22 protein-coding genes are annotated in these 25,925 nt (G+C 60.2%); 15 read left to right on the forward strand and 7 right to left on the reverse strand.

The genetic code is table 11. The features are described 5' to 3' along the window. The first annotated feature begins 1 nt into the window (after window position 1). Both RHP74_RS14275 and RHP74_RS14280 read left to right on the forward strand, forming a co-directional pair. On the forward strand, window positions 2–1,429 hold the full coding sequence (locus RHP74_RS14275) for a cbb3-type cytochrome c oxidase subunit I (protein ID WP_311100069.1): 1,428 nt from the start codon (window positions 2–4) through the stop codon (window positions 1,427–1,429). A 78-nt stretch (window positions 1,430–1,507) separates the two neighbouring features. After that, window positions 1,508–3,349: a VWA domain-containing protein gene (locus RHP74_RS14280; protein ID WP_311100071.1), complete on the forward strand. Its 1,842-nt coding sequence runs from the start codon at window positions 1,508–1,510 to the stop codon at window positions 3,347–3,349. Window positions 3,350–3,364: 15 nt separating this feature from the next. Here RHP74_RS14280 and RHP74_RS14285 read toward each other — a convergent pair whose 3' ends face one another. Together RHP74_RS14285 and RHP74_RS14290 are read right to left on the reverse strand one after the other, a co-directional pair. Further along, window positions 3,365–3,565, reverse strand: coding sequence for a protein DnrP (locus RHP74_RS14285; RefSeq protein WP_077748430.1), 201 nt, complete (start codon window positions 3,563–3,565; stop codon window positions 3,365–3,367). Then, on the reverse strand, window positions 3,562–4,245 hold the full coding sequence (locus RHP74_RS14290; RefSeq protein WP_010460193.1) for a Crp/Fnr family transcriptional regulator: 684 nt from the start codon (window positions 4,243–4,245) through the stop codon (window positions 3,562–3,564). The genes RHP74_RS14285 and RHP74_RS14290 overlap by 4 nt, the downstream gene beginning before the upstream one ends. 485 nt (window positions 4,246–4,730) lie before the next feature. Between RHP74_RS14290 and RHP74_RS14295 the strand changes: the two genes are divergently transcribed. Both RHP74_RS14295 and RHP74_RS14300 read left to right on the forward strand, forming a co-directional pair. Continuing rightward, window positions 4,731–5,921 (forward strand): NnrS family protein, encoded by a 1,191-nt coding sequence (locus RHP74_RS14295; protein WP_304818695.1) that lies wholly within the window; start codon window positions 4,731–4,733, stop codon window positions 5,919–5,921. Between the two features lie 28 nt (window positions 5,922–5,949). Further along, window positions 5,950–6,387 (forward strand): CopD family copper resistance protein, encoded by a 438-nt coding sequence (locus RHP74_RS14300; RefSeq protein WP_145307128.1) that lies wholly within the window; start codon window positions 5,950–5,952, stop codon window positions 6,385–6,387. A 137-nt stretch (window positions 6,388–6,524) separates the two neighbouring features. On the opposite strand, the gene ytfE is transcribed toward RHP74_RS14300, so the two are convergent. Further along, a complete protein-coding gene (gene ytfE, locus RHP74_RS14305) occupies window positions 6,525–7,199 on the reverse strand; it encodes an iron-sulfur cluster repair protein YtfE (RefSeq protein WP_017338886.1) in 675 nt (224 codons plus the stop codon). Window positions 7,200–7,354: 155 nt separating this feature from the next. Between ytfE and norR the strand changes: the two genes are divergently transcribed. The 8 genes from norR to RHP74_RS14345 all read left to right on the forward strand — a co-directional run bounded on the left by norR (window position 7,355) and on the right by RHP74_RS14345 (window position 15,308). Then, window positions 7,355–8,884 (forward strand): nitric oxide reductase transcriptional regulator NorR, encoded by a 1,530-nt coding sequence (gene norR / locus RHP74_RS14310; RefSeq protein WP_010460201.1) that lies wholly within the window; start codon window positions 7,355–7,357, stop codon window positions 8,882–8,884. Window positions 8,885–8,972: 88 nt separating this feature from the next. Continuing rightward, complete coding sequence (gene pdxH / locus RHP74_RS14315; protein ID WP_311100080.1) at window positions 8,973–9,620, forward strand: pyridoxamine 5'-phosphate oxidase; 648 nt, start codon at window positions 8,973–8,975, stop codon at window positions 9,618–9,620. A gap of 316 nt (window positions 9,621–9,936) precedes the next feature. Next, window positions 9,937–10,884, forward strand: coding sequence for an IS110 family transposase (locus RHP74_RS14320; protein WP_042932411.1), 948 nt, complete (start codon window positions 9,937–9,939; stop codon window positions 10,882–10,884). A 154-nt stretch (window positions 10,885–11,038) separates the two neighbouring features. Continuing rightward, a complete protein-coding gene (moaB, locus tag RHP74_RS14325) occupies window positions 11,039–11,593 on the forward strand; it encodes a molybdenum cofactor biosynthesis protein B (RefSeq protein WP_010460206.1) in 555 nt (184 codons plus the stop codon). Further along, a complete protein-coding gene (glp, locus tag RHP74_RS14330; protein WP_311100082.1) occupies window positions 11,590–12,825 on the forward strand; it encodes a gephyrin-like molybdotransferase Glp in 1,236 nt (411 codons plus the stop codon). Before moaB ends, glp begins: the two co-directional genes overlap by 4 nt. A gap of 122 nt (window positions 12,826–12,947) precedes the next feature. Beyond that, window positions 12,948–13,943, forward strand: a complete 996-nt coding sequence (locus tag RHP74_RS14335; RefSeq protein WP_010460211.1) for a peptidase U32 family protein — start codon at window positions 12,948–12,950, stop codon at window positions 13,941–13,943. 10 nt (window positions 13,944–13,953) lie between these two features. After that, a complete protein-coding gene (locus RHP74_RS14340) occupies window positions 13,954–14,844 on the forward strand; it encodes a U32 family peptidase (RefSeq protein WP_010460213.1) in 891 nt (296 codons plus the stop codon). Further along, window positions 14,838–15,308, forward strand: coding sequence for an SCP2 domain-containing protein (locus tag RHP74_RS14345; protein ID WP_010460215.1), 471 nt, complete (start codon window positions 14,838–14,840; stop codon window positions 15,306–15,308). Before RHP74_RS14340 ends, RHP74_RS14345 begins: the two co-directional genes overlap by 7 nt. A gap of 120 nt (window positions 15,309–15,428) precedes the next feature. On the opposite strand, the gene RHP74_RS14350 is transcribed toward RHP74_RS14345, so the two are convergent. The 4 genes from RHP74_RS14350 to RHP74_RS14365 form a co-directional block, all read right to left on the reverse strand. Next, window positions 15,429–15,815: a putative zinc-binding protein gene (locus RHP74_RS14350; protein WP_102593695.1), complete on the reverse strand. Its 387-nt coding sequence runs from the start codon at window positions 15,813–15,815 to the stop codon at window positions 15,429–15,431. 74 nt (window positions 15,816–15,889) lie between these two features. Then, on the reverse strand, window positions 15,890–16,564 hold the full coding sequence (locus tag RHP74_RS14355; RefSeq protein ID WP_010460219.1) for a Crp/Fnr family transcriptional regulator: 675 nt from the start codon (window positions 16,562–16,564) through the stop codon (window positions 15,890–15,892). A gap of 86 nt (window positions 16,565–16,650) precedes the next feature. Next, window positions 16,651–17,298: a two-component system response regulator NarL gene (gene narL, locus RHP74_RS14360; RefSeq protein WP_010460222.1), complete on the reverse strand. Its 648-nt coding sequence runs from the start codon at window positions 17,296–17,298 to the stop codon at window positions 16,651–16,653. Further along, entirely contained in the window at window positions 17,295–19,097 is a 1,803-nt protein-coding gene (locus RHP74_RS14365) for a HAMP domain-containing protein (protein WP_311100089.1), read from the reverse strand. Before RHP74_RS14365 ends, narL begins: the two co-directional genes overlap by 4 nt. A 304-nt stretch (window positions 19,098–19,401) precedes the next feature. Between RHP74_RS14365 and RHP74_RS14370 the strand changes: the two genes are divergently transcribed. The 3 genes from RHP74_RS14370 (at window position 19,402) to RHP74_RS14380 (ending at window position 25,924) form a co-directional block, all read left to right on the forward strand. Further along, window positions 19,402–20,706 carry a nitrate/nitrite transporter gene (locus RHP74_RS14370; protein WP_077748434.1) on the forward strand — a complete coding sequence of 435 codons (1,305 nt, stop codon included), beginning with the start codon at window positions 19,402–19,404 and terminating at the stop codon, window positions 20,704–20,706. Further along, complete coding sequence (locus RHP74_RS14375) at window positions 20,684–22,081, forward strand: NarK family nitrate/nitrite MFS transporter (protein ID WP_145307108.1); 1,398 nt, start codon at window positions 20,684–20,686, stop codon at window positions 22,079–22,081. The genes RHP74_RS14370 and RHP74_RS14375 overlap by 23 nt, the downstream gene beginning before the upstream one ends. Window positions 22,082–22,150: 69 nt before the next feature. After that, window positions 22,151–25,924 carry a nitrate reductase subunit alpha gene (locus RHP74_RS14380; protein WP_311100092.1) on the forward strand — a complete coding sequence of 1,258 codons (3,774 nt, stop codon included), beginning with the start codon at window positions 22,151–22,153 and terminating at the stop codon, window positions 25,922–25,924. Window position 25,925: the final 1 nt, after the last annotated feature.

Consider the following 25,925-nt stretch of genomic DNA (forward strand, 5'->3'; position numbering starts at 1 on the left):
GATGAGCATTGCTAATCCGCATCTGAAATTTGCCTCGCAAGCCGTGGCCAAACCGTACTTCGTGTTCGCCCTGATGCTGTTTCTCGGGCAGGTGCTGTTCGGGTTGATCATGGGCCTGCAATACGTGATAGGGGACTTTCTGTTCCCGATCATTCCCTTCAACGTGGCGCGGATGGTGCACACCAACCTGCTGATCGTCTGGCTGCTGTTCGGGTTCATGGGCGCTGCCTATTACCTGATTCCGGAAGAGGCCGACCGTGAACTGCACAGTCCGAAGCTGGCGATCATCCTGTTCTGGGTCTTCGCCGCCGCGGGTGTGCTGACGATCCTGGGCTATCTGCTGGTGCCGTATGCCGGCCTGGCCAGGCTGACCCACAACGAACTGCTGCCGACCATGGGCCGGGAGTTCCTGGAGCAACCGACCATCACCAAGATGGGCATTGTGGTGGTGTGCCTGGGCTTCCTCTACAACATCGGCATGACCCTGCTCAAAGGTCGCAAGACCACCGTCAGCATGGTGATGATGACCGGGTTGATCGGGCTCGCGGTGTTCTTCCTGTTCTCCTTCTATAACCCCGGCAACCTGGCCCGCGACAAGTTCTACTGGTGGTGGGTGGTGCATCTTTGGGTGGAAGGCGTGTGGGAACTGATCATGGGTTCGATGCTCGCGTTTGTCCTGATCAAAATCACCGGGGTAGACCGGGAAGTCGTGGAGAAATGGCTGTATGTGATCATCGCCATGGCGCTGATTACCGGGATCATCGGCACCGGTCACCACTTCTTCTGGATTGGTGCGCCTGAGGTCTGGTTGTGGGTCGGTTCAATCTTCTCGGCCCTCGAACCGCTGCCGTTCCTGGCCATGGTGATTTTCGCCTTCAGCATGGTGAAGAACCGCCGCCGACAACACCCGAACCGAGCCGCCACCCTGTGGGCCAAGGGAACCGTCGTCACAGCGTTCTTCGGTGCTGGCGTCTGGGGCTTTTTACATACCCTGGCACCGGTCAACTTCTACACCCACGGTTCGCAACTGACGGCGGCGCACGGCCACCTGGCTTTCTACGGTGCTTACGCGATGATCGTGATGACCTTGATCAGCTACGCCATGCCACGACTGCGCGGGTTGGGTGAAGCAGGCGATGAGCGCTCGCAGACCTTCGAAATCTGGGGCTTCTGGTTGATGACCCTGTCGATGGTGATGATCACGCTGTTCCTCACCGCTGCCGGTGTCGTTCAGGTCTACCTGCAACGCTGGCAGGTCGATGGTGTCGCGTTGCCCTTCATGGCCACGGTCGAACATCTGCAGGTGCTGTTCTGGGCCCGTTTTGGCGCCGGTCTTGGTTTCCTTGCGGGACTGCTCTGTTACCTGTTCAGCTTCAAGCAACGTGCCCGCGCAGCCTTGCGCGCCCCGGCGGCCGTGGTGCCTTCATGAGCTGCTGTCAAGGTTAGAAAAGGTCGGCCCGGCTGATACAGCGGGCCGTTTTTTTGCTTTACAAAAAGGGCAATGATCATGGCCTTTACCGTCGAACTGGAAGAGTGGGTCGGCAGCGTCTGGCATCGCTTCATCACCCGGCGCGCCAGCCCGGACTTCCCCGAAGCACGCGTTGAACTGGCCAGCCAGCAACGTCCGCTGGCGCTGCTGTTTCGCGCCATGGGCGGCGCCAGTGGCATCGGTGTCGAAGCCGCCAGCGACCGCGATCTGCTGTTGCGGCGCAACGTGTTGCAGCAGATCGCCGGCACCTGCAAGCAAGTGCCCCTGGCGTGGTGCGATGCGAGCAACCTTCGTCTACCGTCGAGCCTCGCGGTGTTTCCCGAAGTCGCACTGAACGAAGAACTCTATCGTTGGCTCGCCTTGCTGGCGGCACAGGCCGGCCAGATGCGGCACTGGGGACGGGACAATCAACGCTGGACGCAACTGCTGTTAGGGCGTTATCCCGCGTTGCGTGCCCGGTACAAACGTCTGGTCGATGCTCACCTGCAATTGCGCCCGGATCCGGCCACATTGAGTAGCGGCGAAGCGGCCCTGGAACGGGCGTTATGCCAGGCGCTGCGCGAGCCCGGCAGTGTCGAACATTTTCCCCGCAGCGAACGGGCCGCGTGGCCGTTGCCGCTGTGGTTGTACCCGCCGCAAAACCTCGCGAGCCCTCAGGCTGCCGACCTGGGGGAGGAGTCCGAAGAATCGTTGACGACCCCGCCCGGTGAGCAAAAGGGCGCAAGCAAACGCGCTAAGCGGATAGATGAAAGCACCCGCGACGGCGGGTTGTTGATCGTGCGTCTGGAGAACCTGTTCAGCTGGACCGAACACGTGGACCTGGATCGCTGGTCGGACGACAGCGAGGACCCGGACGCGGCCAAAGTCGCCGAGGACCTCGACGAGTTGAGCCTGTCGCGCACCCGTCTGCGCAAGGGCGGCGGCCTCAAGCTGCACCTGGATTTACCGCCGGCCGATGTCGACGATATTCCCCTGGGCGAGGGCATCAAGTTGCCGGAGTGGGACTATCGCAAACAGCAGATGCAAGACGCCTTCGTCAATCTGCAAATGATGGTGCCCCGGGACTGCGAGGCGCAGCCACTGCCGCCACGGCTGAAAGCTTCGGCGCACCGTCTGCGGCGCCAGTTCGAGCACCTGCGCAATGACCGCCAATGGTTACGCCAGCAACCCCAAGGGTCTGAACTGGATATGCAGGCCTGGCTGGATTTTCACGTTGAACGCGAGCATGGCCAGTGTGCGGAACGCGGTTTGTTCATGGAACAACGGCAGACACGCCGTGACCTGGCGTGCCTGTTGCTGGCCGATGTGTCGATGTCCACCGACGCGCACCTGAACGATGTGCATCGGGTGATTGATGTCATCCGCGACAGCCTGCTGCTGTTCGGTGAGACCCTGTCGGTGCTCGGTGACGATTTCGCCCTGTACGGGTTTTCCTCGTTGCGCCGTCATCAAGTGCGGATGCAGGAACTCAAGTCTTTCACCCAGCGTTATGACGACAACACCCGCGGTCGTATTCAAGGGCTCAAACCGGGTTATTACACGCGCATGGGCGCCGCCATCCGCCAGGCCACCCAACTGCTGGGCAAGAGCACGCGCCGCAGCAAATTGTTGCTGCTGCTCACGGATGGCAAACCGAATGATCTGGACTTGTATGAGGGACGTTATGGTGTTGAAGACACCCGCGAAGCGGTGCTGGAGGCGCGGCGCAAGGGGTTGACGCCGTTTTGCATCACGATTGATCGCGAGGCCGGGGATTACCTGCCTTACATGTTCGGCGCCAATGGCTACACCTTGATCCGTCAGCCCGAGCAATTACCTCTGCGATTGCCGCAGCTGTACCGCCAGTTGACCCAACCTTGAGGGGGGGACGCAGCATCAACTGATGCCGCGTGGCAGCCAGAAAAACATCGTCACGCAGAAGATCGTCAGGCCAATGCAGAACCACGTGAATCGGCGCAGCCGACATTGCGCCGCGTGTGCGGCCAATACTGGCAAGGGCATGCCGCACTGGCGGCACTCGGTTTCTTGTGCGGGGTTGGCGCGTTGGCAATACAAGCAGACGGGCATGGCACTCACTCAAACTGCTCCAGGCGCAGACGATCGAGAATGGCGATCTGGCGGCCGTCTTGGGTGATGATGTTTTCATCGATCAGGCGACGGATAATCCGCGAAAAGGTTTCCGGCTGGATCGACAGGTGCCCGGCAATCAGTTGCTTGGCCATTGGCAATTCGAATTGGCTGCCAACGGTTTGCTGGCGCACCAGTTGCGTCAGCAGATAACGCACGACCCGGTGGGTGGCGTTTTTCAGTGACAGGGTTTCGATTTCGTTGACCCGTTGATGCAAGCGAACGCACAGCTTGCCGAGCAGCGCAAAGGTCAGTCGGCTGTTACTTTGCAGCAGGCGCATATAGGTGCTGTTGGATAACCGATAGAGCTGAGTGGGGCAGATCGCTTCGGCCGAGGCCACATAGTTCGGGGTGTCCATCAGCATCATCGCTTCGGCGAAGGTTTGCCGGTCACCAATGACCTCAAACACTTTCTCCTGCCCGTCCGGCGTCAGGCGATAGATTTTCACCGCGCCGGCAATCACGAAATAGAACGAGTCTGCCGGCTCGCCCTGACGGAACAACGGTTCGCCTTTGTCGATGCTCAGCAAATGGCTGGTACTCATCAACTCATCCAGCTGTTCTTCGTTCAGGGGCTCGAACAAGTGATGACTGCGCAGAATCTGGTGATGGACGCGATGAAGCACCATAAGAATTCATCCTGAAGTTTGAAGAGGGGATGGCGATCAAGTCAAACGAGGCCCAGCGAGACACCGCTGGCCAACGCCAGCACCGAGGTCAGCACCACAAACCAGGCCAATGGCTGGATGACTTTTTTCATGACGACTCCTGGGGGATCGAGAAGGATCAGGTTTTCCTTAATTTCTGAACCATTGAGCAAGACGCGGGCCATGCCTGGAGCCCTTTGTTTACTGGGGTTGTCAGATAGGAGGGTGAAAACGACCACGAGGTTTAGGGTTCAAATAACCCTTTAATGGTCATTTTTACCCTTGGGCTGGTTCCGCAGGGGGCAGGTCCTCTCACCACAGCGGGCGAATGAACATCAGGGCACGGCCCTTGCACACTTGATCTGCGACAAAGGCAATTAATCGTCAATACCCGATGATTGCCCCCGGACTTGCCTCGACGCGTGTGGGTTGGCGTCAGGTCAGCAGCAAGGTAAAGGAGTAGCTTTATGCAAGTGCTTGACCGCCGTAAAGCGATGGCTATCGCGCCGCTGTTGCGTTTGGCCTTTCGGCCGTTTTTCCTCGCCGGCTGCCTGCTGGCGGTGCTGGTCATTCCGCTCTGGCTGTTCGCCTTCAGTGGTGAGCTTTCCGGCTGGCAGCCGGCGGGTGGCTGGCTGAGCTGGCATCGACACGAATTGCTGTTCGGATTCGGCTTGGCGATCATCGCCGGCTTTCTGCTGACGGCGGTGCAGACCTGGACCGGTCGCCCCGGCATCAGCGGGCAACCACTGGCCATGCTGGCGCTGCTGTGGTTGTTGGCGCGCGTGGCCTGGCTGGTCAATGCACCGTTGCCGGTGCTCGCGGTGCTGGAACTGGCGTTCCCGCTGGCGGTGGCTGCGCTCATGGGATTCACCTTGTGGAAGGTGCGGCAGAAACGTAACTACCCCATTGCGGTGGTGTTGCTGCTGTTAGCGGCGGCCGATGGGTTGTCCCTGTATGGTCTGGTCGAAGGTCATGAAGGCTGGCAGCGTCAAGGCGTGTTGACTGGTTTGTGGCTGGTGGCGGCAATGATGGGTTTGATCGGTGGGCGCGTCATTCCGTTCTTCATCCAGCGCGGCCTCGGCAAGGTCGAGGGCGTTACCCCTTGGCCGTGGCTGGATTGGCTGCTGCTGATTGGCTCACCGCTGGTAGCGTTGCTCTATGCCGCGGGACCTGCGCTTGCCCCCGATTTCTGGGTGGGCCTGTTGTTCGCGGTGTTGGCCGCTGGGCATCTGGTGCGCCTGGTGCGCTGGCATGATCGCGCCCTCTGGCATGTGCCGTTGTTGTGGTCGTTGTACCTGGCTTATGCCTGGTTGGCGGTGGCCTGTCTCGGGATGGCGCTGTGGCATTTCGGTGTGCCGATCAATCCGAGTCTGGCGGTGCATTGCCTGACCATTGGCGCCATGGGTGGCCTGGTGCTGGCGATGATTGCACGGGTCAGCCTGGGGCATACTGGCCGCGCGCTGGAGCCGCCGTCGGGCATGACCCTGGCGTTCATTCTGCTCAACCTGGCCTGTCTGAGCCGGGTCGTGTTGATCCTGTTTTTCCCCTTGCCGGCGTTGTGGCTGGCCGGTCTGTGTTGGGTGCTGGCGTTTGCGCTATACGCCTGGCGCTATGGGCCGATGCTGTTGCAGTCCCGGGTGGACGGCCATCCGGGCTAAGCACGCTAACTGATGGAGGCTGCCGGTGATGTATCCCTTTTTACTGGTCACCCACTTGCTGGCGGCGATTGCCTTCATCGGCACGCTGTTTTTCGAGGTGGTGATCTGGCACAACGCCCGCCAGCAGGTGGCGGTTAGCGCGCAAACGAGCGCCGATCAAGCGATTGCAGTGCGTTCGCGCAAGGTGCTGCATGGCGTGGTGCTGCTGTTGTATGGCGCCGGTATCAGCCTGGCGTGGCAACACCGGGGTGTATTGAGTCAGCCGCTGGCGAGCAGTTTTGGTACGTTGCTGAGCCTGAAGATCATCCTGGCCCTGAGCATCATCGGCCATTACTTTCTGCTGGCGTACTGGCTGAAAAGCGCATGCCTGACCACGACCCGCGCCACTTGGATTCGCCGCAGCATCCTCGGGCACATGGTGTTGATCGTGATCCTGGCCAAGGCCATGTTCTATTGGCACGGTTGATCGCGCTGGAGAACCCGCAACCCTGTAACGGCGCCATTCGCGAGCAGGCTCGCTCCCACATTGGGATACCGTTCCCCCTGTGAGAGCGAGTCGGCTCGCGAAAGCTGTGTCACTGGTTTTGTATGACTCGCAATCGATCAATGGCGAGGTTTAAGTGCGTTGACGAACAACACGTTGTTTTCCAGATGGATGTGTTGCATCAAGTCATCACGGAACTCCAGCAGCCCGCGATACAGGGCACGCCAGGTATTACAGGCATCGGCCGGCGGGGTGATGTTGTTGGTCAGCGCAAGCAGCCTTTCCAGTGCTTCGCCATGTTGATCATGTTCAAAGCGCAGCACCTGGATCGGCGGTGCGGCCTGAGGGCCGATGCCTTGTTGCAGCATCGGGAAGAGCACTTGTTCTTCCTTGAGCATGTGGCCTTCAAGTTCTTGTTGCATGTCGGTCAAGAGATCGGCCAGGCCGTTGGGGCAACTGCTGCGGGCACCATGGACCTGCTCGACGCGGCGGGCCAGACGAATCAGTTCCGGCAGTTGTTCGCGATGGCGGGCGTGGTAGCGCGCCAGAAGATGGGCGATCAACAGCTCCGAGGGTTCGTTGCGCCAGTCGTGCTGGGTTTCGCCGGTGTCTTGCAGCCGGTGCAGCGCATCGGCAATCAGGGCCGGATCGAGGCCTTTGCCAGCGGCCGCTTCAAGCAGGCTTTTATGCCCGCCACAACAGAAGTCCAGTTTAAAGGTGTGGAAAATCCGCGTGGCGCCGGGAATGTCGCACGCCAGTTGGCCGAGGCTTTGTTCCAATAGAGTCAGGCTCATCAGGGGTTCCTTGTTTGGATTTCAACGGTTCCCCAAGCTCATTGCACCCGGCATGCCATATTTAACGCATTGAAAAATATGGCTTAATTTTTAGTTGTGGTGATAGACACCCGGACGCTTTAGGGTGAATCCAACCATAGAGGGTAATAACTACCATGCTGCGTGAAAGCCTGGCGGCCGACCTGATCGTCGAGTTGCCGAATGCTGTGCGGTTGCAACGTTTGGTCCAGACCCTGCGCGAGTACTTCAACAGTGGCGCCGTGGGATTGCTGCGTCTGGATGACGACAGCCTCAGGCCGGTCGCGACGGTGGGGCTGGTGCATGAAGCGTTGGGCCGCCGGTTTGTCATCGCTCAGCATCCGCGGCTGGCGGCGATCATGGCGTCGCGCGAACCCACCTGGTTCGAGCCCGACAGTCGGCTGCCGGATCCCTATGATGGCTTGCTCGACAATCACGCCGGCGAACCGATGCCAGTGCATGACTGCATGGGCGTGAGCCTGTATGTGGAAGGTCGGATCTGGGGGGCGATCACCCTCGATGCGCTGCATGCCGGGACCTTCGACAGCCGTGCGCGGGAAGAACTCAAGCGCTGCACCTTGCAGATCGAAGCCGCCGTGCGAGTCACCCGACTGGAACAGGAAAACCGCAGCCTGCGCTTGTCCCGCAGCGATATTCAAGACGTACGCAGACCGGCGGACGAAGGCGAAATCCTCGGGCAAAGTGAAGTGCTGCACCAGTTGCTCAATGAACTGGATGTACTGGCCGATTCCGAGCTGCCGGTGTTGCTGCTGGGCGAGACCGGCGTCGGCAAAGAGCTGTTCGCCCGGCGTTTGCATCGTCTGTCGCGTCGCAGTCATAAGCCGCTGGTGCAGGTCAACTGCGCCGCTTTGCCGGAGTCTCTGGCGGAAAGTGAATTGTTCGGCCATGTCAAAGGCGCGTTTTCCGGCGCCACCAGTGACCGTGCCGGGCGTTTCGATGCGGCCAACGGCGGCACGCTGTTTCTCGATGAAGTCGGTGAATTGCCATTGGCGGTGCAGGCGAAACTGCTGCGCACCCTGCAGAACGGCGAGATCCAGCGCCTCGGCGCCGACAAGCCGCTGCACGTCGATGTGCGCATCATCGCCGCGACTAACCGGCACCTGCCGGACAGCATCCGCGATGGTTTGTTTCGGGCGGATCTGTATCACCGGCTCTCGGTCTATCCGGTGCCGATTCCGCCGTTGCGCGAGCGGGGTAACGATGTGTTGATGCTGGCCGGGCACTTCCTTGAGCTGAATCGGGCGCGGCTTGGCTTGCGCGGTTTGCGTCTGTCGCCGGCCGCCGAGCGCGCGCTGCTGACTTACAACTGGCCGGGCAATGTGCGCGAGCTGGAACATGTGATCAGCCGAGCCGCGTTGAAGACGCTCAGCCGCGGCACGAGTCGCACCCTGATCATGACGCTGGAACCCGAGATTCTGGACCTCGACAGTGCCATGGGCGGGCAGGGCGTGGTCGTCGAAAGTCCTCTGGACGAAACGGCTGACGCGCCGTTCCAGCCCCTGGGGGAAGCGGTCGACGATTACCAGCGCAAGAAAATTCTCCAGGCCTTGAGCCTGTCCGGGGATAACTGGGCCAGCGCCGCGCGGATCCTGGAAATCGATCCCAGCAACCTGCACAAATTGGCGCGGCGGTTACGCCTCAAATAAGGCTGGGCATGCTCAGTGTTGATGGTGATCAAGGTGCTGTTGCGCGAAGTCTCGCACGCTGGGCAGAACCTTTTCGGAGATCACCGTCATGCCCCTTTCCCTGGCACAGATGCGCCGCAACTACACCCTTTTTGGCCTGCAAGACGAGGCGGCGCTGGACGACCCGCTGGCCATGTTCCGACAGTGGATGCAACTGGCCCGCGACACCGAGCGCGCGCCTGTCGAAGCCAACAGCATGGTGTTGGCGACTGTCGACAGTGAAGGTCGCCCGCACTGTCGGGTCCTGCTGCTCAAGGGCTTTAGTGATGAAGGCTTCACGTTTTTCGGTCATTACCAGAGCGACAAGGGGCAGCAATTGGCTGCTAATCCGTATGCTGCGATGACCTTTTTTTGGCCGGGGCTGGAACGTCAGGTGCGGATCGAGGGTCAGGTGTCCAGGCTCGCCCCGACGCTGTCGGATGCGTACTTCGATTCCCGCTCACAGGACAGTCGCCTGGGCGCCTGGGCCTCACCGCAAAGCCGACCATTGGCCAATCGGGCCGAGCTTGAATCGCTGTTGATACAAACCACCCAACGGTTTGCCGGCCAGACCGTGCCGCGGCCCGAGCATTGGGGCGGCTACTGCTTGCAGCCGGATCGCCTGGAATTCTGGCAAGGCCGTGCCGACCGCTTGCATGACCGCCTCGATTACCGGTTGCGCGATGGCGTATGGCAACGCAACCGCCTGGCGCCTTGAACCCGCAGAACGCGCAGCGATGGAGAACAATGTGGGAGCGAGCCTGCTCGCGATAGCAGTGGGTCAGTCGACATCAATGTTGCCTGACAAGCCGCTATCGCGAGCAGGCTCGCTTGTATGGTAGGACTTGAAGGGAGGAGGAGGGACAAGGCTCGATTCTGACTGTTGACGCAGTACAGACTGTGGGAGATTTCGCCCCTCCTCCTTTCACCCAAGCGCCGATAAAGAATGCATCTGGCTAGACCGACGATAGGAACAAGCCTGCGCCTCTGGGTGAGCCCTTCAAGTGCTCAAACCTTATCTCGGAGGAAATCCTATGGCAATGCCGGTCTCTCTATCAAAACCGATCGTGGGCGTGGATGTCGCCAAGAATGAACTGGTGATTTATCAGGCTGATAACGATTTGCTTAAAGAGATTCCCAACACTAAAACATCCATCAAGCAGTGGCTGAATACGTTGCCGGGGACGGTGGCTATTGCCATTGAGGCGACCAACATCTATCACCTGGACTTTGCTGATCTGGCCTATGAGGCCGGATGTGCGATTTACATGGTGGGAGGCTATGAACTCAAACATTATCGCGAAGGCGTGAAAATCCGCGCCAAAACCGACGCGCTGGACGCCAAGTTGCTGGCCCGTTACCTGAAGAACGAAGCCGAGGAGTTGCGCCCCTGGACCCCTCCATCACCGCTGTACCGCCAGCTCCTGAGCCTCTTCCGCCGCCGGGCTGCCTTGGTCCAGGCTAGGGTTGGCCTGGTGCAGAGTTGGTCGAATGAGCCGCTGCTGAAAGCGGCTTTTGCAGAACAAGTGAAGTCCATGCAGCAGCTTGAAACGCTGATCGAAAAGACGATCAACGATCAGCTCAAAGAAGCCGGTTTACTCGGTCAACTGAAACGTTGCCTGAAAGTTGAAGGCATTGGATTTTTGACTGGGGCTCGCTTGATAACTGCATTTCAGCGCGGGGATTTTAGAAACGCGGATGCGTTTATCGCCTTCCTGGGCATGGATTTACGGGTGTCTAAATCAGGACAGAAGGACGGTCGCCGCAGTTTGACCAAGCGCGGTGACCCCGAGGCCCGCCGGCTTCTGCACAATGCAGCGATGTCGGCTAGCCGTACGAAAGCCTGGAAAGGGTTTTACGAAGCCCAAAGAGCCCGGGGCTTCAGCACTACTGAGGCGCTGGTGATGCTGGCTCGCAAGCTTGCGCGGGTGGCATTCGCCTTGCTGAAAGGGCAGAGCGAATATCAGTCAAAGGTCAGTTGAGGGTTTCCCCTCAACCATAGAATCTCCCACAGGTATCGTGTGGCCTACACGTTCTTCATATGTCCCTGTAGAGGTACCTCCTTGGAGGAATAGGCTCATCGGGCATTCCAGTTCAGGCTTTGCCCCATACCCTCATTTACGGGAAGGCTTGGATATGGCCCATCTGGCGCAACGCACGTTTGAACCCCTGAACATTGCCGTGCTGACCATCAGCGATACGCGCACCTTTGACACCGACACCTCGGGGCAGACCCTCACGGATTTGCTGCAAACGGCCGGGCATGTATTGATCGATCGTGGTCTGGTCAAGGACGACATTTACCAGATCCGCGCCAAGGTTTCCCACTGGATCGCCGACCCCAAGGTGCAGGTGGTATTGATGACCGGCGGCACCGGTTTCACCGCGCGCGACAACACACCACAAGCGGTCTTGCCGTTGCTTGACAAACACGTGGAAGGCTTCGGTGAACTGTTCCGTCAGGTGTCCCTTGCGGAAATCGGCATGTCCAGCCTGCAGTCACGGGCATTGGCGGGGATGAGCAATGGCGTGCTGGTGTGCTGCGTTCCGGGTTCGCCGGGCGCGTGTCGAACGGCCTGGAACCAGATTCTGCTCGAACAGCTGGACAGCCGCACCGGCCCATGCAATTTCGCCCCCCATTTGAAACCGCAAGGGCAACGGGTCGTCGACGCCTGCGAGACCCGCTCATGACCGGCCGGGTGTGTGACCTTGGTCACTTGATGCCGGTGGACGAGGCCATCAATCGTTTGCTGGACCAGGCACCGCCGCCGCCCCTGGCGCAAAAGATCGACCTGGATCAAGCCTTGGGTCGGGTGCTGGCGGCGGACATTCATTCCCCCGTCAACCTGCCGGCCTGGGACAACAGCGCCATGGACGGTTATGCCCTCAGGGCCGCTGACCTGCCACCGGAGGGTGGCTGGTTGTTGATTGGCGGACGAATCGCAGCGGGGGATTCGGCGTGCTCACCGTTGCTCGCGCAGCAAGCAGTGCAGATTTTTACCGGTGCGCCATTACCTGCAGGCGCCGACACCGTGGTGCCGCAAGAGCGTTGTCGGATCGAGGGCGAGCGCGTGTGGTTCCCGCCCGTCAGTACTGGCGATCACGTGCGCAAAGAAGGTGAGGAGGTTCGCCGCGGCGACCTGTTAATCCAGGCCGGCAAACGTCTGCGTGCGCAAGAAGTGGGGTTGCTGGCTGGCGCTGGCATCGGGCGGGTCGAGGTCTATCGACCGTTGCAGGTGTGCTTGCTCAGCAGTGGCAATGAACTGCGTGAACCGGGTGATTCATTGGCGCCCGGGCAGATTTACAACAGCAATCGCTACTGCCTCGCCGCGTTGTTGAGCGGTTGGGGGGTCGAGGTGCATGACTATGGCGTCATGGCCGATGAGTTGGCCACCAGCCGGCATGCCTTGAGCCTGGCGTCTTCGGAATGCGACCTGTTGTTGAGTTCGGGGGGCGTCTCGGTGGGTGAGGAAGATCACCTCAAACAAGCGATCGAGGAACTCGGCAGCCTGGATTTCTGGCGGCTGGCCATTCAGCCGGGCAAGCCGCTGGCCTTCGGCGAAGTCGCCGGCAAACCCTGGATCGGCATGCCGGGCAATCCTTCGGCGGCGCTGATTACCGCGTTGGTGGTGGTGCGCCCGTTCCTGCTCAGGGCTCAGGGCGTCAGCGATGTGTTGCCGGCGCCACTGGCCGTGCCCGCCGGGTTCGATTGGTTGCAGCGCAACAAACGTCGGCAGTACCTGCGGGCTCGGCTGACACCCGGTGCTGATGGTCAGTTGAGCGTGGAGCTGCACCCTCAGCAAAGCTCGGCGATGTTGACCGCCGCGTGCTGGGCCGATGGCCTGGCGGTGATCGAGTGCGAGCAGCAAGTGCTCAAGCACGACAACGTGATGTTCCTGGCCTTCGCCGACCTGATGCATTAATCGCAATTGATTGCCGTCAAGGCCGTGCCTGCCGGTCTCGCTAGACTGGCAGCGCCTTTTTCGATCGCTGTGCCACAGGCATCGAGGGAGGGTCCAGACGCGTTTTTCCATGAGGATTACCCATGCAACTGGTCTGCCCGGCAGGCAACCTGCCTGCGCTGAAAGCGGCGGTGCGCCAAGGCGCCGATGCCGTTTATGTCGGTTTTCGCGATGACACCAACGCCCGGCATTTTGCAGGGCTGAACATGGACGACAAACAATTCGACGCGGCGGTCGCCCACATCCGCCAGCACCAACGCAAACTCTATGTCGCGGTCAACACCTACCCGCAACCCAAGGGCTGGGAACGCTGGCAGCGCGCGGTTGATCGCGCCGCCGATTTTGGTGTGGATGCGCTGATCGCCGCCGACCCCGGCGTACTCAACTACGCCAGCCAGCGGCATCCGCAACTGGCGCTGCACCTGTCGGTGCAGGGCTCGGCGACCCATGCCGCGGCCCTGGAGTTTTATGCGCAACGCTACGGAATTCGTCGCGCGGTACTGCCTCGGGTGTTGTCGTTGGCGCAGGTGCGCCAGGTCGCTGCAAGCAGCCCGGTGCCCATCGAAGTCTTTGGCTTCGGCAGCTTGTGCATCATGGCTGAAGGGCGTTGCCATCTGTCTTCGTACATTACCGGTGAGTCGCCGAACCTCTGTGGCGTCTGTTCGCCGGCCAAAGCGGTGCGCTGGAGCGAAGACGCCGACGGCTTGAGTGCACGGCTCAGTGAAGTGCTGATCGACCGTTACACCCCTGAGGAACCCGCCGGTTACCCGACCCTGTGCAAAGGCCGTTTCCTGGTCGGCGGCAAACGCTTTCATGCGCTGGAAGAACCCACCAGCCTCGACACCCTGGACTTGCTGCCGGAATTGACGGCCATCGGCGTCGAGGCGGTCAAAATCGAGGGCCGGCAACGCAGCCCGGCGTATGTCGAACAAGTCACCCGTGTCTGGCGTGCGGCGCTGGATGCCCATCGTGGCTCGCCGGGCAGTTTTCGGGTCAAGGAGGAATGGCGCCGGGTGTTGGCCGGTTTGTCCGAAGGCAGCCAGACCACTTTGGGTGCTTACCATCGATCATGGCAATGAGGGAGGCGACATGAAGCTCAGCCTTGGACCGGTCCTGTTTTATTGGGACAAAGCGCAACTCAGCAATTTTTACGCCGAGATGTCGGCCTTGCCCCTGGATGTGATTTATCTGGGAGAAACCGTGTGCTCGAAACGCCGGTCATTTTCATTGGATCAATGGTTGGGCCTGGGGCGCGAGTTACAAGAATGCAGCCAGGCACAACTGGTTCTCTCCAGCCTGACGCTTATCGAAGCGGCCTCTGAGCTCTCTAGCCTGCGGCGGCTCTGCGACAACGGCCAACTGTTGGTGGAAGCCAACGACATGGGCGCGGTGCAGTTTCTGGCCGAGCGCAAGTTGCCGTTCGTGGGCGGTCCTGCGCTGAATGTGTACAACGGGCATACGCTCACGCAACTGCTGGACGGCGGGATGACCCGTTGGGTGCCGCCCGTGGAGTGTTCGGCGACGCTGATTAGCGATGTGCTCGATCAGGTGCGGGAACTGGGTCGAGAGGTCCCGGAAGTCGAAGTCTTTGCTTACGGGCATTTGCCGTTGGCCTATTCCGCACGCTGCTTCACCGCGCGGGCGGAAAACCGGCCCAAGGACGACTGCCAGTTTTGCTGCATCAACTACCCCGACGGTCTGCCGCTGACCAGTCAGGAAGGGCAAGCACTGTTCACCATTAACGGCATTCAAACGATGTCGGCCGAGGTGACCAATCTCCTGGCAGATTACGCGGGGCTGGTGGCCTGCGGCGCTGATTTGTTGCGACTGAGCCCTCGTTATCAAGGCATGGCGCAGGTCATTGCCGCCTATCAACGGGTTCGTCTGGGCGAGACACCGCCGGTGTTCGTCGACGGTTGTAACGGTTACTGGCATGGCCAGGCCGGCATGTTGCGCATCGAGGAGGTCGGCCTGTGTTGAATCGGAAGAAGTGGCTGCTCAAAGGCGCCGACCGGTTGTTGCCGTTGGTGCGCCGGGTGCCTTTTGCGGTGCAGCGTCTGGCGTTGCAGCAGGCGTTGAATCGTTGCCTTGCCGAGCCGTTGCGCGACGGCGAGTTTGAAGTGTTGCGCGGGCGCTGGTTGTGCCTGCGGATTCCGGATTTGGGCTTGTCCTGGTATTTGACGCTGACCCGTCAAGGGTTGCGAATTGCCGAGCATGCCACGGCGCATGTGACCATCAGCGGTAACTGGCGCGAGTTTTTATTGCTGGCCAGCCGTCAGGAGGATCCGGATACGTTGTTCTTTCGCAGGCGTTTGGTGATTGAGGGTGATACGGAGTTGGGGCTGGCGCTGAAGAACCTGATCGACAGCCTCGATCCCGACGTGTTGCCTGTGTGGCTGTGGCGCAATCTGGAGCGGGCAGGGAAGGGGTTGGCGACGGTTTGACCCACACAGATTAACAGTGGGAGCGAGCCTGCTCGCGAAGGGGGGAGGCTGACTGACACGCCGCCTTCGCGACCAGGCTCGCTTCCCCTGTTGGATTGTCGGTGGCTGTCAGACCATCGTTTACTGGCGTTTTTCATGCTGGCGAGCATCACTCGCAATCAACTGCCTGATCTCTTCGAACAACTCATCCCCCTGCGCTGGCGTGCAATCCTCGCCATTGCGTTTACGCAACCCGTAATGGCTAAGAATCAAGTGCACGTTCGCGTGCAGGCCATGTTGCTTCAGGCAGTTTTCGACGCATTGCAGCGGGCAGCCGTCCAGCGCAAAAATCCGCCGTCCCGAACGGGCCTTGTTGACCAGCGCCGCCACATGCCCGCCAACACCGACGATGCAGGACATTTCCGCCAGTCCGCTGCGATCAAGCCGCACGGCCAGGGTATTGGCCAGTTGGGCAACGTTGGAACAGCCTGAGCAGGCATAAATCAGCGGCAAGGTTGAACGGGGCATCAGCACTCTCCATGGATGGACTTGTTCAGTCTGCAAGAGCGGTGGCATTGCGCATTGACGGCGGTCAATTACGACTATTGGAAGGCCGCGAGATCCTCTTCGGCGAGGATGCTGATATTGCGGCGTTCCATCGCGATCAGGCCGCTGTCCACCAGGCGGTGCAAGATCCGCGAAAAGGTTTCCGGCTGAATGCCCAGCTTCGAGGCCACCAGGCGTTTGGACACCTGCAACACAATCAAACCGCTGACCGGGTTGCGTTCCTGCAACAGGAAATTGATCACCCGGCGGCTCGCACTGGCCATGGTCAAGGTGTCGATGTCGCGCAGACGCAGGTGCAGGTGCACGCTCATGCTCGCCAGGATCGCCAGGCAGACTTTCGGCTGATCTTCCAGGGCATTGCGGTAGTGGTTGCCCTCGATACTCACCAGTACGCTGTCTTTCAGCGCCGTGGCGCTGACCGGGTAGAGACGGGCCTGGCTGAACAGTAAGGCTTCGGCAAAGGTCTGGCCCGGCTGGATGATCTCCACCAGATTCTCCTGGCCTTCGCCGGTCAGCCGATACAACTTGATCTGGCCGCTGACCAACAGGAAGAAACGCTTGGCCGGATCCCCTTGGTGCATGAGTGTGCTGTGACAACTCAGGCGCTTGAGCATCGCCAGGCCGCAGACTTCCTCGAAGATTTTCTCCGGTAGTTGGCTGAACAGATGGTGACGGCGCAACGTTAAAACGATGGAAGGGTGGGTCAGCATGGCGTACCTCCGCTGACGCTCATAGTAGAGAGCGTCGGCCAGATGACCTATGCCTCTGCCGGCCTACCTCCAAAGAGGCATACCCGTCATCCGGCATTGCGCAGATGTTCCATGGCCCATACGGCGGCCTCGACCCGCGAGCGCAAGCCGAGTTTGTGCAGCAGGTTTTTCACATGAACCTTGACCGTCCCTTCAGTGATGCCGAGCTTGTGCCCGATGACTTTGTTGCTGAAGCCGCTGGCGATGGTTTTCAGCACCTGACGTTCACGCTCGGTCAGTTCCACCACGGTCTGGCGCTGGGGTGAGCGCAGTGCCTGGGCCATGACCTGGGTCAGCCCCGGGCTGATCACCAATTCGCCGTTCAAGGCATTGCGGATGTACTGAATCAACAGTTCGGGCTCCATGTCCTTGAGCAGGTAGCCGTCGGCATCCAGACGCAGTGCGTCGCGAATATCGTCTTCGGCATCCGATACCGTGAATAGCAGCACCTTGCCGGTGTAGTGCATCGCCCGTAACTGGCGCAGGGTTTCAATGCCATTCATCACCGGCATGTTGTTATCGAGCAACACCAGATCCGGTTGCAGCGGCTCGATCAGTCCGAGCGCTTCTTCACCGTTGCTGGCTTCACCGACGATCAGGAAATCATCTTCGAGTTCGAGCATCTGGCGGATGCCGTGACGCATCATCGGATGGTCATCGACCAGCAGGATGGTGTGTTGCAGGGACGGGTTCATGTGACGCTACCTTCTGTTTTTTGTCCCAGAAACTCCGGTTGGAATTCCAGTTGGACACGGGTGCCTTGCGGCTCCCTGGAGACTATTTCGAGTTGACCGCGCAAGCTGCGGGCCCGCTCATCCATGATTTTCAGGCCGTGATGCTCGCGTTGGTCGACGTTGCCGCTGAAGCCACGCCCGTCGTCTTCGACGATCAGCCTCACGGTTTCACCGTCCTGACGCAGTTGCAGCCAGGCGTTTTGCGCATGGGCGTGACGCAGGCAATTGGAGAGCGCCTCGCGGGTGATCTGCAGAATGTGGATTTGTTCGCTGGCCGATAATTGAAAGGCCAGCGCGTCGACGTGCAGGTGCACCTGGCACTCCCCGCGACGGGAGAACTCTTCGGCGGTGTCCTTGAGCTCCTGCACCAGCCCCGCATCGTGAATCTGCAAGCGAAAGGTGGTCAGCAATTCGCGTAACTGGCGGTAGGCATTGTTCAACCCTTCGCGCAGTTCGGCGGTGACGTTTTCCAGGGTCTCGATCGGTTCGCCACGACGCATCAGGGTTTGCAGGCGGCTGACTTGCAGCTTCATGTAAGACAGGGCCTGGGCCAGTGAGTCGTGCAGCTCGCGGGCAATGATCGTGCGTTCGTCGAGCAGCAGCAGGCGATGATCCTGTTCCCGTTGGCGCTTGAGCGAGAGCGAGGTGCCGATCAGGTTGGCCAGGGCCTGGATCAGTTGGGTTTCCCAGGCTTGCGTCGGGTGTCCATCGACAAAATGCGCCTTGAGCTCACCCAGTTCGCTGCCCTGGTTGCTGATGCTGAAGGTTTGTGGGCTGGCTTTATGGTGCTTCTGGCACGTGGCGCAATCGCTGCTGGCGCAGACTTCGCGGATGTTGGCGCCATGCAGGGCGAGCAACTGTTGGGCCGGGGCCTGCAATTGACCTTGAAGGCACAGCGACAGGCGCAAGCCGGGCAGGCGTTGCTGGAAGCGCCGGATCAACTCATCCAAACCTTCGGCATTGGCCAGGCGTGTGGCAAGGCTTCGACTGCTTTGGTACAGCAATTCAAGGGCAGCATTGGCTTGTTGCAGGTTCAGGGTTTTTTGCTGCACCTGACTCTCAAGGGTGCGATGCGAGTCTTCGATCGTCTCGGCCATGGCGTTGAAACTCATGGCCAATTGGCCCAATTCGTCCTGGGACTGATGGTTGACCCGCACCTTGAAATCGCCACGACGAAAACGCTGGGTCGCGTCCACCAACTCTTTCAAGGGCGTGACCACGCCATATTGCAGTTCGTAAAGCCCAAGCAGCAGGACGATCATCGTGGTGAACAGCGCCAAGCCCTGGATAACTTGTTGCCAGCCTTGCTTCTGTTCGCTTTGGCGCTGCAACAGGTCGACGAAATGGTTCAGTTGCTCAACGAAGGACAAGGCCTGGGCCTGAAAATAGGCGGCATCACCGCGCTCCAGTGCCGGACGCAAATCCTCGTTCCATTGTTGCTGGATTTGCCCGTAGCTGATCTGCAGCGCAGTGGTCGGGCCATCTTCCAGCACGGCTTTGAGTGACTGGCTGTTTAGACGGGTTTGCAGGCTGTCGGTGATGGCGAGGATTTCTTCGCCGGTTGCCCCTGCGGCCAGTTTCCAGCTCAGGTGGTAAGTCTCCATGCGCACAGAGCCTGCGGTGTTGATGGCAGCCGCATCACCCTGGCTGAACCAGGCGATCAGTCCGGCGCTCAACGAACTGGCGAGGGCGAGCACGGCGATCAGGATTACGGCCAGCCCGGCGCGAGCGGGCAGGGAGCTGCGCAACCAGCGCATCATCAGCGCAGGTCCCGGAAAATTTCAGGAAAACAGAGCATGTGGAACCCCAGATCAGGGCTTTGCCGCCGATCCCGGGCGCGCTACCTCTAAAGAGTTGTCGACTGATCCTTGTCAGCAAAAACCTTGGCGAAAAACCTTAAGACACTGATAAATAAACGGTTTCAGGGTTCTTCTGTACTACCTCCTTAGAGGTAGACCCCGCAAGCATAGGCCTATGCCCCCATGGGCTTCGTTGACGTAGGTCAAGTTTTTGCGGGGTTGGCCTCTCTAGTCTGCCGCCATGGCTAACTGACTGGAGAGCATTGTGACCGAACCCCGTGTACGACAAGGCCTGGTGCTGGGCATGAGCACATTGGCCTTCACTGTCTGCTTCATGGTCTGGATGATGTTTGCCGTGCTCGGGGTGCCGATCAAGGACCTTCTCCAGCTCAACGAAACCCAGTTCGGTCTGCTGGCCGCGACGCCGGTGCTGACCGGTTCGCTGGTGCGTCTGCCACTGGGGCTGCTGACCGACCGCTTTGGTGGGCGCAGCGTGTTCTTCCTGCTGATGCTGGCCTGCGTCGCGCCGCTGTACCTGATCAGTCACGCCACCGCCTATTGGCAGTTCCTGGTGCTGGGCTTGTTCGTCGGCCTGGCCGGCGGCTCGTTCTCGGTGGGGATTGCCTACGTCGCCAAATGGTTCGACAAGGAGAATCAGGGCTTCGCCATGGGCATCTTCGGCGCCGGTAACGCCGGAGCCGCGGTGACCAAGTTTCTGGCCCCGGCATTGATCGCTGCCGGCAGCTGGCAGTTGGTGCCGAAAGTTTTCAGCGCCATTCTATTTATCACCGCGCTGTTGTTCTGGTTCCTCAGCGCAGAGAACAAAAACCACCGCAGCGCTTCGGGCGCCACGTTGCGTGAGCAATTGAGTTCGCTGAAGGACCCGGCCGTGTGGCGCTACTGCCAGTACTACTCGATCGTCTTCGGTGGCTACGTCGCCCTCGCGCTGTGGATGACCAAATACTACGTACAGGAATACGGTTTCAGCCTGCAAAGCGCGGCGCTGCTGGCGGCCTGTTTTTCCCTGCCCGGTGGCGTGCTGCGTGCGGTCGGTGGCTGGATGTCGGATCGCTGGGGTGCGCAAAGCGTGACCTGGTGGGTGTTGTGGGTCAGCTGGATCTGCCTGTTCCTGCTCTCGTATCCCCAGACCCAACTGCAAGTGCAAACGATCAACGGCCCGGTGGATTTTCACATCGGCCTCAACCCTGCGCTGTTCACCGTACTGCTGTTCGTCATGGGCATCGCCTTCGCGTTCGGCAAGGCCTCGGTCTTCAAATACATCGCCAATGACTACCCGAAAAACATGGGTGCGGTGTCCGGCATCGTCGGCCTCGCCGGTGGCCTGGGCGGCTTCGTGTTGCCAATCCTGTTCGGCGCCTTGGTGGACCTCACCGGCGTGCGCTCTTCCTGCTTCATGTTGATGTACGGCGTGGTCTGGGTCTCCCTCACCTGGATGTACTTCAGCGAAATACGCAAAAGCCCGGTGCTGGGTAAAGCGCCGCTGCTGACACCGTCCCCGATTTCCAGCATTGCCCTAGGAGAAGAACATGTCCGTTCTGCAAAAGCCTGACAAAGGCCCGGTCATTCATGACTGGCGCCCCGAGGACCCCGCGTTCTGGGGAAGTAGCGGTAAACAGACCGCCACGCGCAACTTGTGGATTTCCATTCCTGCGCTGCTGCTGGCCTTTGCGGTGTGGATGGTCTGGAGCACGGTGATCGTGCGTTTGAACGCCATCGGTTTCTCCTTCACCACCGACCAGCTGTTCTGGCTGGCGGCGTTGCCGGGGCTGTCCGGGGCGACCTTGCGGATCTTCTATTCCTTTATGGTGCCGATCTTCGGTGGCCGTCGCTGGACCGCCCTGAGCACCGCGTCGCTGTTGTTGCCATCGATCTGGATGGGCTTCGCCGTGCAGGACCCGAGCACCTCCTACAGCGTGTTCGTGTTGATTGCGTTGCTCTGCGGTTTTGGTGGCGGCAACTTCGCGTCGAGCATGTCCAACATCAGTTTCTTCTATCCCAAGTCGCAGCAGGGCACTGCCCTTGGCCTCAACGCGGGGCTGGGTAACCTGGGCGTCTCGGTGATGCAGTTCTGTGTGCCGCTGGTGATTACCTTCGGTGTGTTCGGTTTCATGGGCGGCTCGCCGCAAGCACTGCCGGACGGCGGCCAGTTGTGGTTGCAGAACGCCGGCTTCATCTGGGTGCCGTTTATTGTCCTGGTGACCGTGCTGGCCTGGTTTGGCATGAATGATCTGTCCAGTGCCCGGGCCTCGTTCAGCGAACAGGCGGTGATCTTCAAGCGCAAACACAACTGGCTGATGTGCTGGTTGTACCTGGCGACCTTCGGTTCGTTCATCGGTTTCTCCGCCGCGTTTCCGCTGCTGATCAAAACCTCGTTTCCTGACGTCATTGCCTTGAAGTTTGCCTTTCTCGGTCCACTGGTTGGCGCTCTGGTACGGCCATTGGGTGGCTGGCTGGCCGACAAGCTCGGTGGCGCGAAAGTGACCTTGTGGAACTTCGTGCTGATGATCGTGATGGTCTTCGGTGTTCTGCACTTTCTTCCCGAAAGCGGCCAGGGCGGTAACTTCTACGGCTTCCTCGGTATGTTCATGCTGCTGTTCATCACCACCGGCGTCGGCAATGGCTCCACCTTCCGCATGATCCCGGTGATCTTCCGCACCCAGCATGAGAAAGCCTCGGCTGGAAAATCAGCCGCCGTGCGCGAACAAGCGCTGAAAAATGCCGGCAAAGAGTCCGCCGCCGTCCTGGGCTTCAGTTCGGCCATGGGCGCCTTCGGTGCGTTCTTCATTCCCAAATCCTTCGGTTCTTCGATGGCCCTGACCGGCGGCCCGGAGATGGCCTTCTACATGTTCGTCGGCTTTTACCTGAGCTGCATCGTGGTGACGTGGTGGTGGTACGCGCGCAAAGGCGCCGCGACACCCTGCTGAGTCGAGCCGAATCCAACCATTGCGTGGGCGGGGCACAGACCCCGCGACAAAGCCTGAGAGGACTACACCGTGAGTCATTTACTGGATCAGTTGCGGTTTTTCAACCGCAAGCAAAACGAATTTTCCGACGGTCATGGCGAGACCCGCAAAGAGTCGCGTGACTGGGAGAACGTCTACCGTTCGCGCTGGCAGTACGACAAGATCGTGCGTTCCACCCACGGGGTGAACTGCACCGGTTCCTGCTCGTGGAAAATCTACGTCAAGAACGGCCTGATCACCTGGGAAACCCAGCAGACCGACTACCCGCGTACCCGTAACGATCTGCCGAACCATGAGCCCCGTGGCTGTCCGCGTGGTGCCAGTTACAGCTGGTACATCTACAGCGCCAACCGGCTCAAGTACCCGAAAATCCGCAAGCCATTGCTCAAGCTCTGGCGCGATGCGCGGCAGACCATGGCGCCAGTGGAAGCCTGGGCCAGCATCGTCGAGGACAAGGCCAAGGCCGACTCCTATAAAAGCAAGCGTGGCATGGGTGGCTTCATCCGCTCCAACTGGGAGGAAGTCAACGAGATCATTGCCGCGGCCAACGTCTATACGATCAAGCAATACGGCCCGGACCGGATCGTCGGCTTCTCGCCGATCCCGGCCATGTCGATGGTCAGCTATGCCGCAGGCTCGCGTTACCTGTCGCTGATCGGTGGCGCCTGCCTGAGTTTCTACGACTGGTACTGCGACTTGCCACCGGCCTCGCCGATGGTCTGGGGCGAGCAGACCGACGTGCCGGAATCGGCCGACTGGTACAACTCCAACTACATCATTGCCTGGGGTTCCAACGTCCCGCAGACCCGTACCCCCGACGCGCACTTCTTCACCGAAGTCCGTTACAAGGGCACCAAGACGGTCGCGATCACCCCGGATTACTCGGAAGTCGCCAAACTCACCGACCTGTGGCTGAACCCTAAACAAGGCACCGATGCGGCGCTGGCCCAGGCGTTCAACCATGTGATCTTCAAAGAATTCCACCTGGACAAACCGAGCGCCTATTTCACCGACTATGCCAAGCGCTTCACCGATTTGCCGGTGCTGGTGCTGCTCAAGCAAATGGTCGACAAGGCACCGGGCGCCGGTTACCAGCCAGACCGTTTCCTGCGCGCCAGCGACCTGACCGACAACCTCGGCCAGGAAAACAACCCGGAATGGAAAATCATCGCGCTGGATGTCAGTGGCGAACTGGTGTCCCCTCAGGGCTCCATCGGCTATCGCTGGGGCGAGAAGGGCAAGTGGAACATCCTTCCCCGCGAAGGCGGCGAAGGCCGTGAGATCGATCTGAAGCTGAGCCTGATCGGCGATGACGTGGCCGAAGTGGCGTTCCCGTATTTTGCCGGCGAGTCCCACGAACACTTCCAGCACGTGGCCGGCGATGCCGTGCAATACCGCCGCGTGCCGGTACACAGCGTGGTGCTGGCGGACGGCAGCGTGGCCAAAGTCGCCACCGTGTTCGACCTGTCGGCTGCCAACCTGGCCATCGATCGCGGCCTCGGCGGCGAAAACGTGGCCAAGGATTACAACGACGCCTCGGTGCCCGGCACCCCGGCCTGGCAGGAGCAGATCACTGGCGTCAGCCGCGAGAAGGCCATCCAGATCGCCCGTGAGTTCGCCGACAACGCCGACAAGACCAAGGGCCGCTCGATGATCATCGTCGGCGCGGCGATGAACCACTGGTACCACATGGACATGAACTACCGCGGGCTGATCAACATGCTCATGCTCTGTGGGTGTGTCGGTCAGACCGGTGGCGGTTGGGCGCACTACGTTGGCCAGGAAAAACTCCGTCCGCAATGCGGCTGGCTGCCATTGGCGTTCGGCCTGGACTGGAACCGTCCGCCTCGCCAGATGAACGGCACCAGCTTCTTCTACGCCCACAGTTCGCAGTGGCGCCACGAGAAGATGAGCATGCACGACGTGCTCTCGCCATTGGCCGATAAATCAAAATTCCCCGAGCATGCCCTGGACTACAACATCCGCGCCGAACGCGCCGGCTGGTTGCCCAGCGCACCGCAACTCAACACTAACCCTTTGCACATTTGCCGTGACGCGGCGGCGGCCGGCATGGACCCGAAAGACTACGTGGTCAAGTCGCTGCAGGACGGTTCGCTGCGCTTCTCTTGCGAACAGCCGGACAGCCCTGTCAACTTCCCGCGCAACATGTTTATCTGGCGTTCCAACCTGCTGGGCTCCTCGGGCAAGGGCCACGAGTACATGCTCAAGTACCTGCTGGGCACCAAAAACGGGGTGATGAACGAAGACATCGGCCAGGTCGGCGATTGCAAACCTGAAGAAGCCGAATGGGTGGATGAGGGCGCCATCGGCAAGCTCGATCTGGTCACCACGCTGGACTTCCGTATGTCCTCGACCTGCGTCTATTCCGACATCGTGTTGCCGACCGCAACCTGGTATGAAAAAGACGACATGAACACCTCGGACATGCACCCGTTCATTCACCCGTTGTCGGCAGCGATCGACCCGGCGTGGGAATCGCGTTCCGACTGGGAAATCTACAAAGGCATCGCCAAGGCGTTTTCCAGTATGTCCGAAGGGCACCTGGGCGTTGAAAAGGATCTGGTGACCATCCCGCTGATGCACGACAGCGTTGGCGAACTGGCCCAACCGTTTGGCGGCACCGACTGGAAAAGCGACGGCGTGGCACCGGTGCCGGGCAAGAACGCACCCAACCTGCATGTGGTCGAGCGTGACTACCCGAACATCTACAAACAGTTCTCGTCCCTCGGGCCATTGCTGGAAAAACACGGCAACGGCGGCAAGGGCATCAACTGGAACACCGAAGACGAGGTGAAGTTCCTCGGTGAACTCAATCACAAAGAAGGCGATGCCGGTATCAGCCAGGGTCGGCCGAAAATCGACACGGCCATCGATGCGGCAGAAGTGATTCTGTCCCTGGCACCAGAAACCAACGGCCAGGTTGCGGTCAAGGCCTGGGCTGCGCTGTCGGAATTCACCGGCATCGATCACAGCCACCTGGCGCTGTCCAAGGCCCACGAGGCGATTCGGTTTCGCGACATTCAGGCACAGCCGCGCAAGATCATTTCCAGCCCGACCTGGTCGGGCCTCGAAGACGATCACGTCAGCTACAACGCCGGCTACACCAACGTTCACGAAGGGATCCCGTGGCGCACCATCACCGGTCGCCAGCAGTTCTATCAGGATCACCCGTGGATGCAGGCGTTCGGCGAGCAACTGATGAGTTATCGGCCGCCGGTCAACACCCGCACCATCGAAGGGGTGAAAGGCAAGCGCAGCAACGGCGAGATCGAAATCGTCCTGAACTGGATTACCCCGCATCAGAAATGGGGCATCCACAGCACCTACAGCGACAACCTGCTGATGCTCACCCTCAGCCGCGGCGGGCCGATTGTTTGGCTTTCGGAGAATGACGCGAAAAGCGCCGGCATCGAGGACAACGACTGGATCGAGTGCTTCAACGTCAACGGTGCACTGACCGCCCGGGCGGTGGTCAGCCAGCGCGTCAAGGACGGCATGGTGATGATGTATCACGCACAGGAACGGATCGTGAACGTGCCAGGTTCGGAAACCACCAAGACCCGTGGCGGCCATCACAACTCGGTTACCCGCGTCGTGCTCAAGCCGACCCACATGATCGGCGGCTATGCGCAGCAAGCCTACGGTTTCAACTATTACGGCACGGTCGGTTGCAACCGCGATGAATTCGTCGTGGTGCGCAAAATGTCCAAAGTCGACTGGCTCGATGGTTCAAGTGGCGATGACCTGCCACGTCCGCTGCCGACCGATATTGAGGAGAACTGAG

The sequence above is a fragment of the Pseudomonas sp. SG20052 genome (assembly GCF_031766055.1).
GTDB lineage: Bacteria > Pseudomonadota > Gammaproteobacteria > Pseudomonadales > Pseudomonadaceae > Aquipseudomonas > Aquipseudomonas mandelii.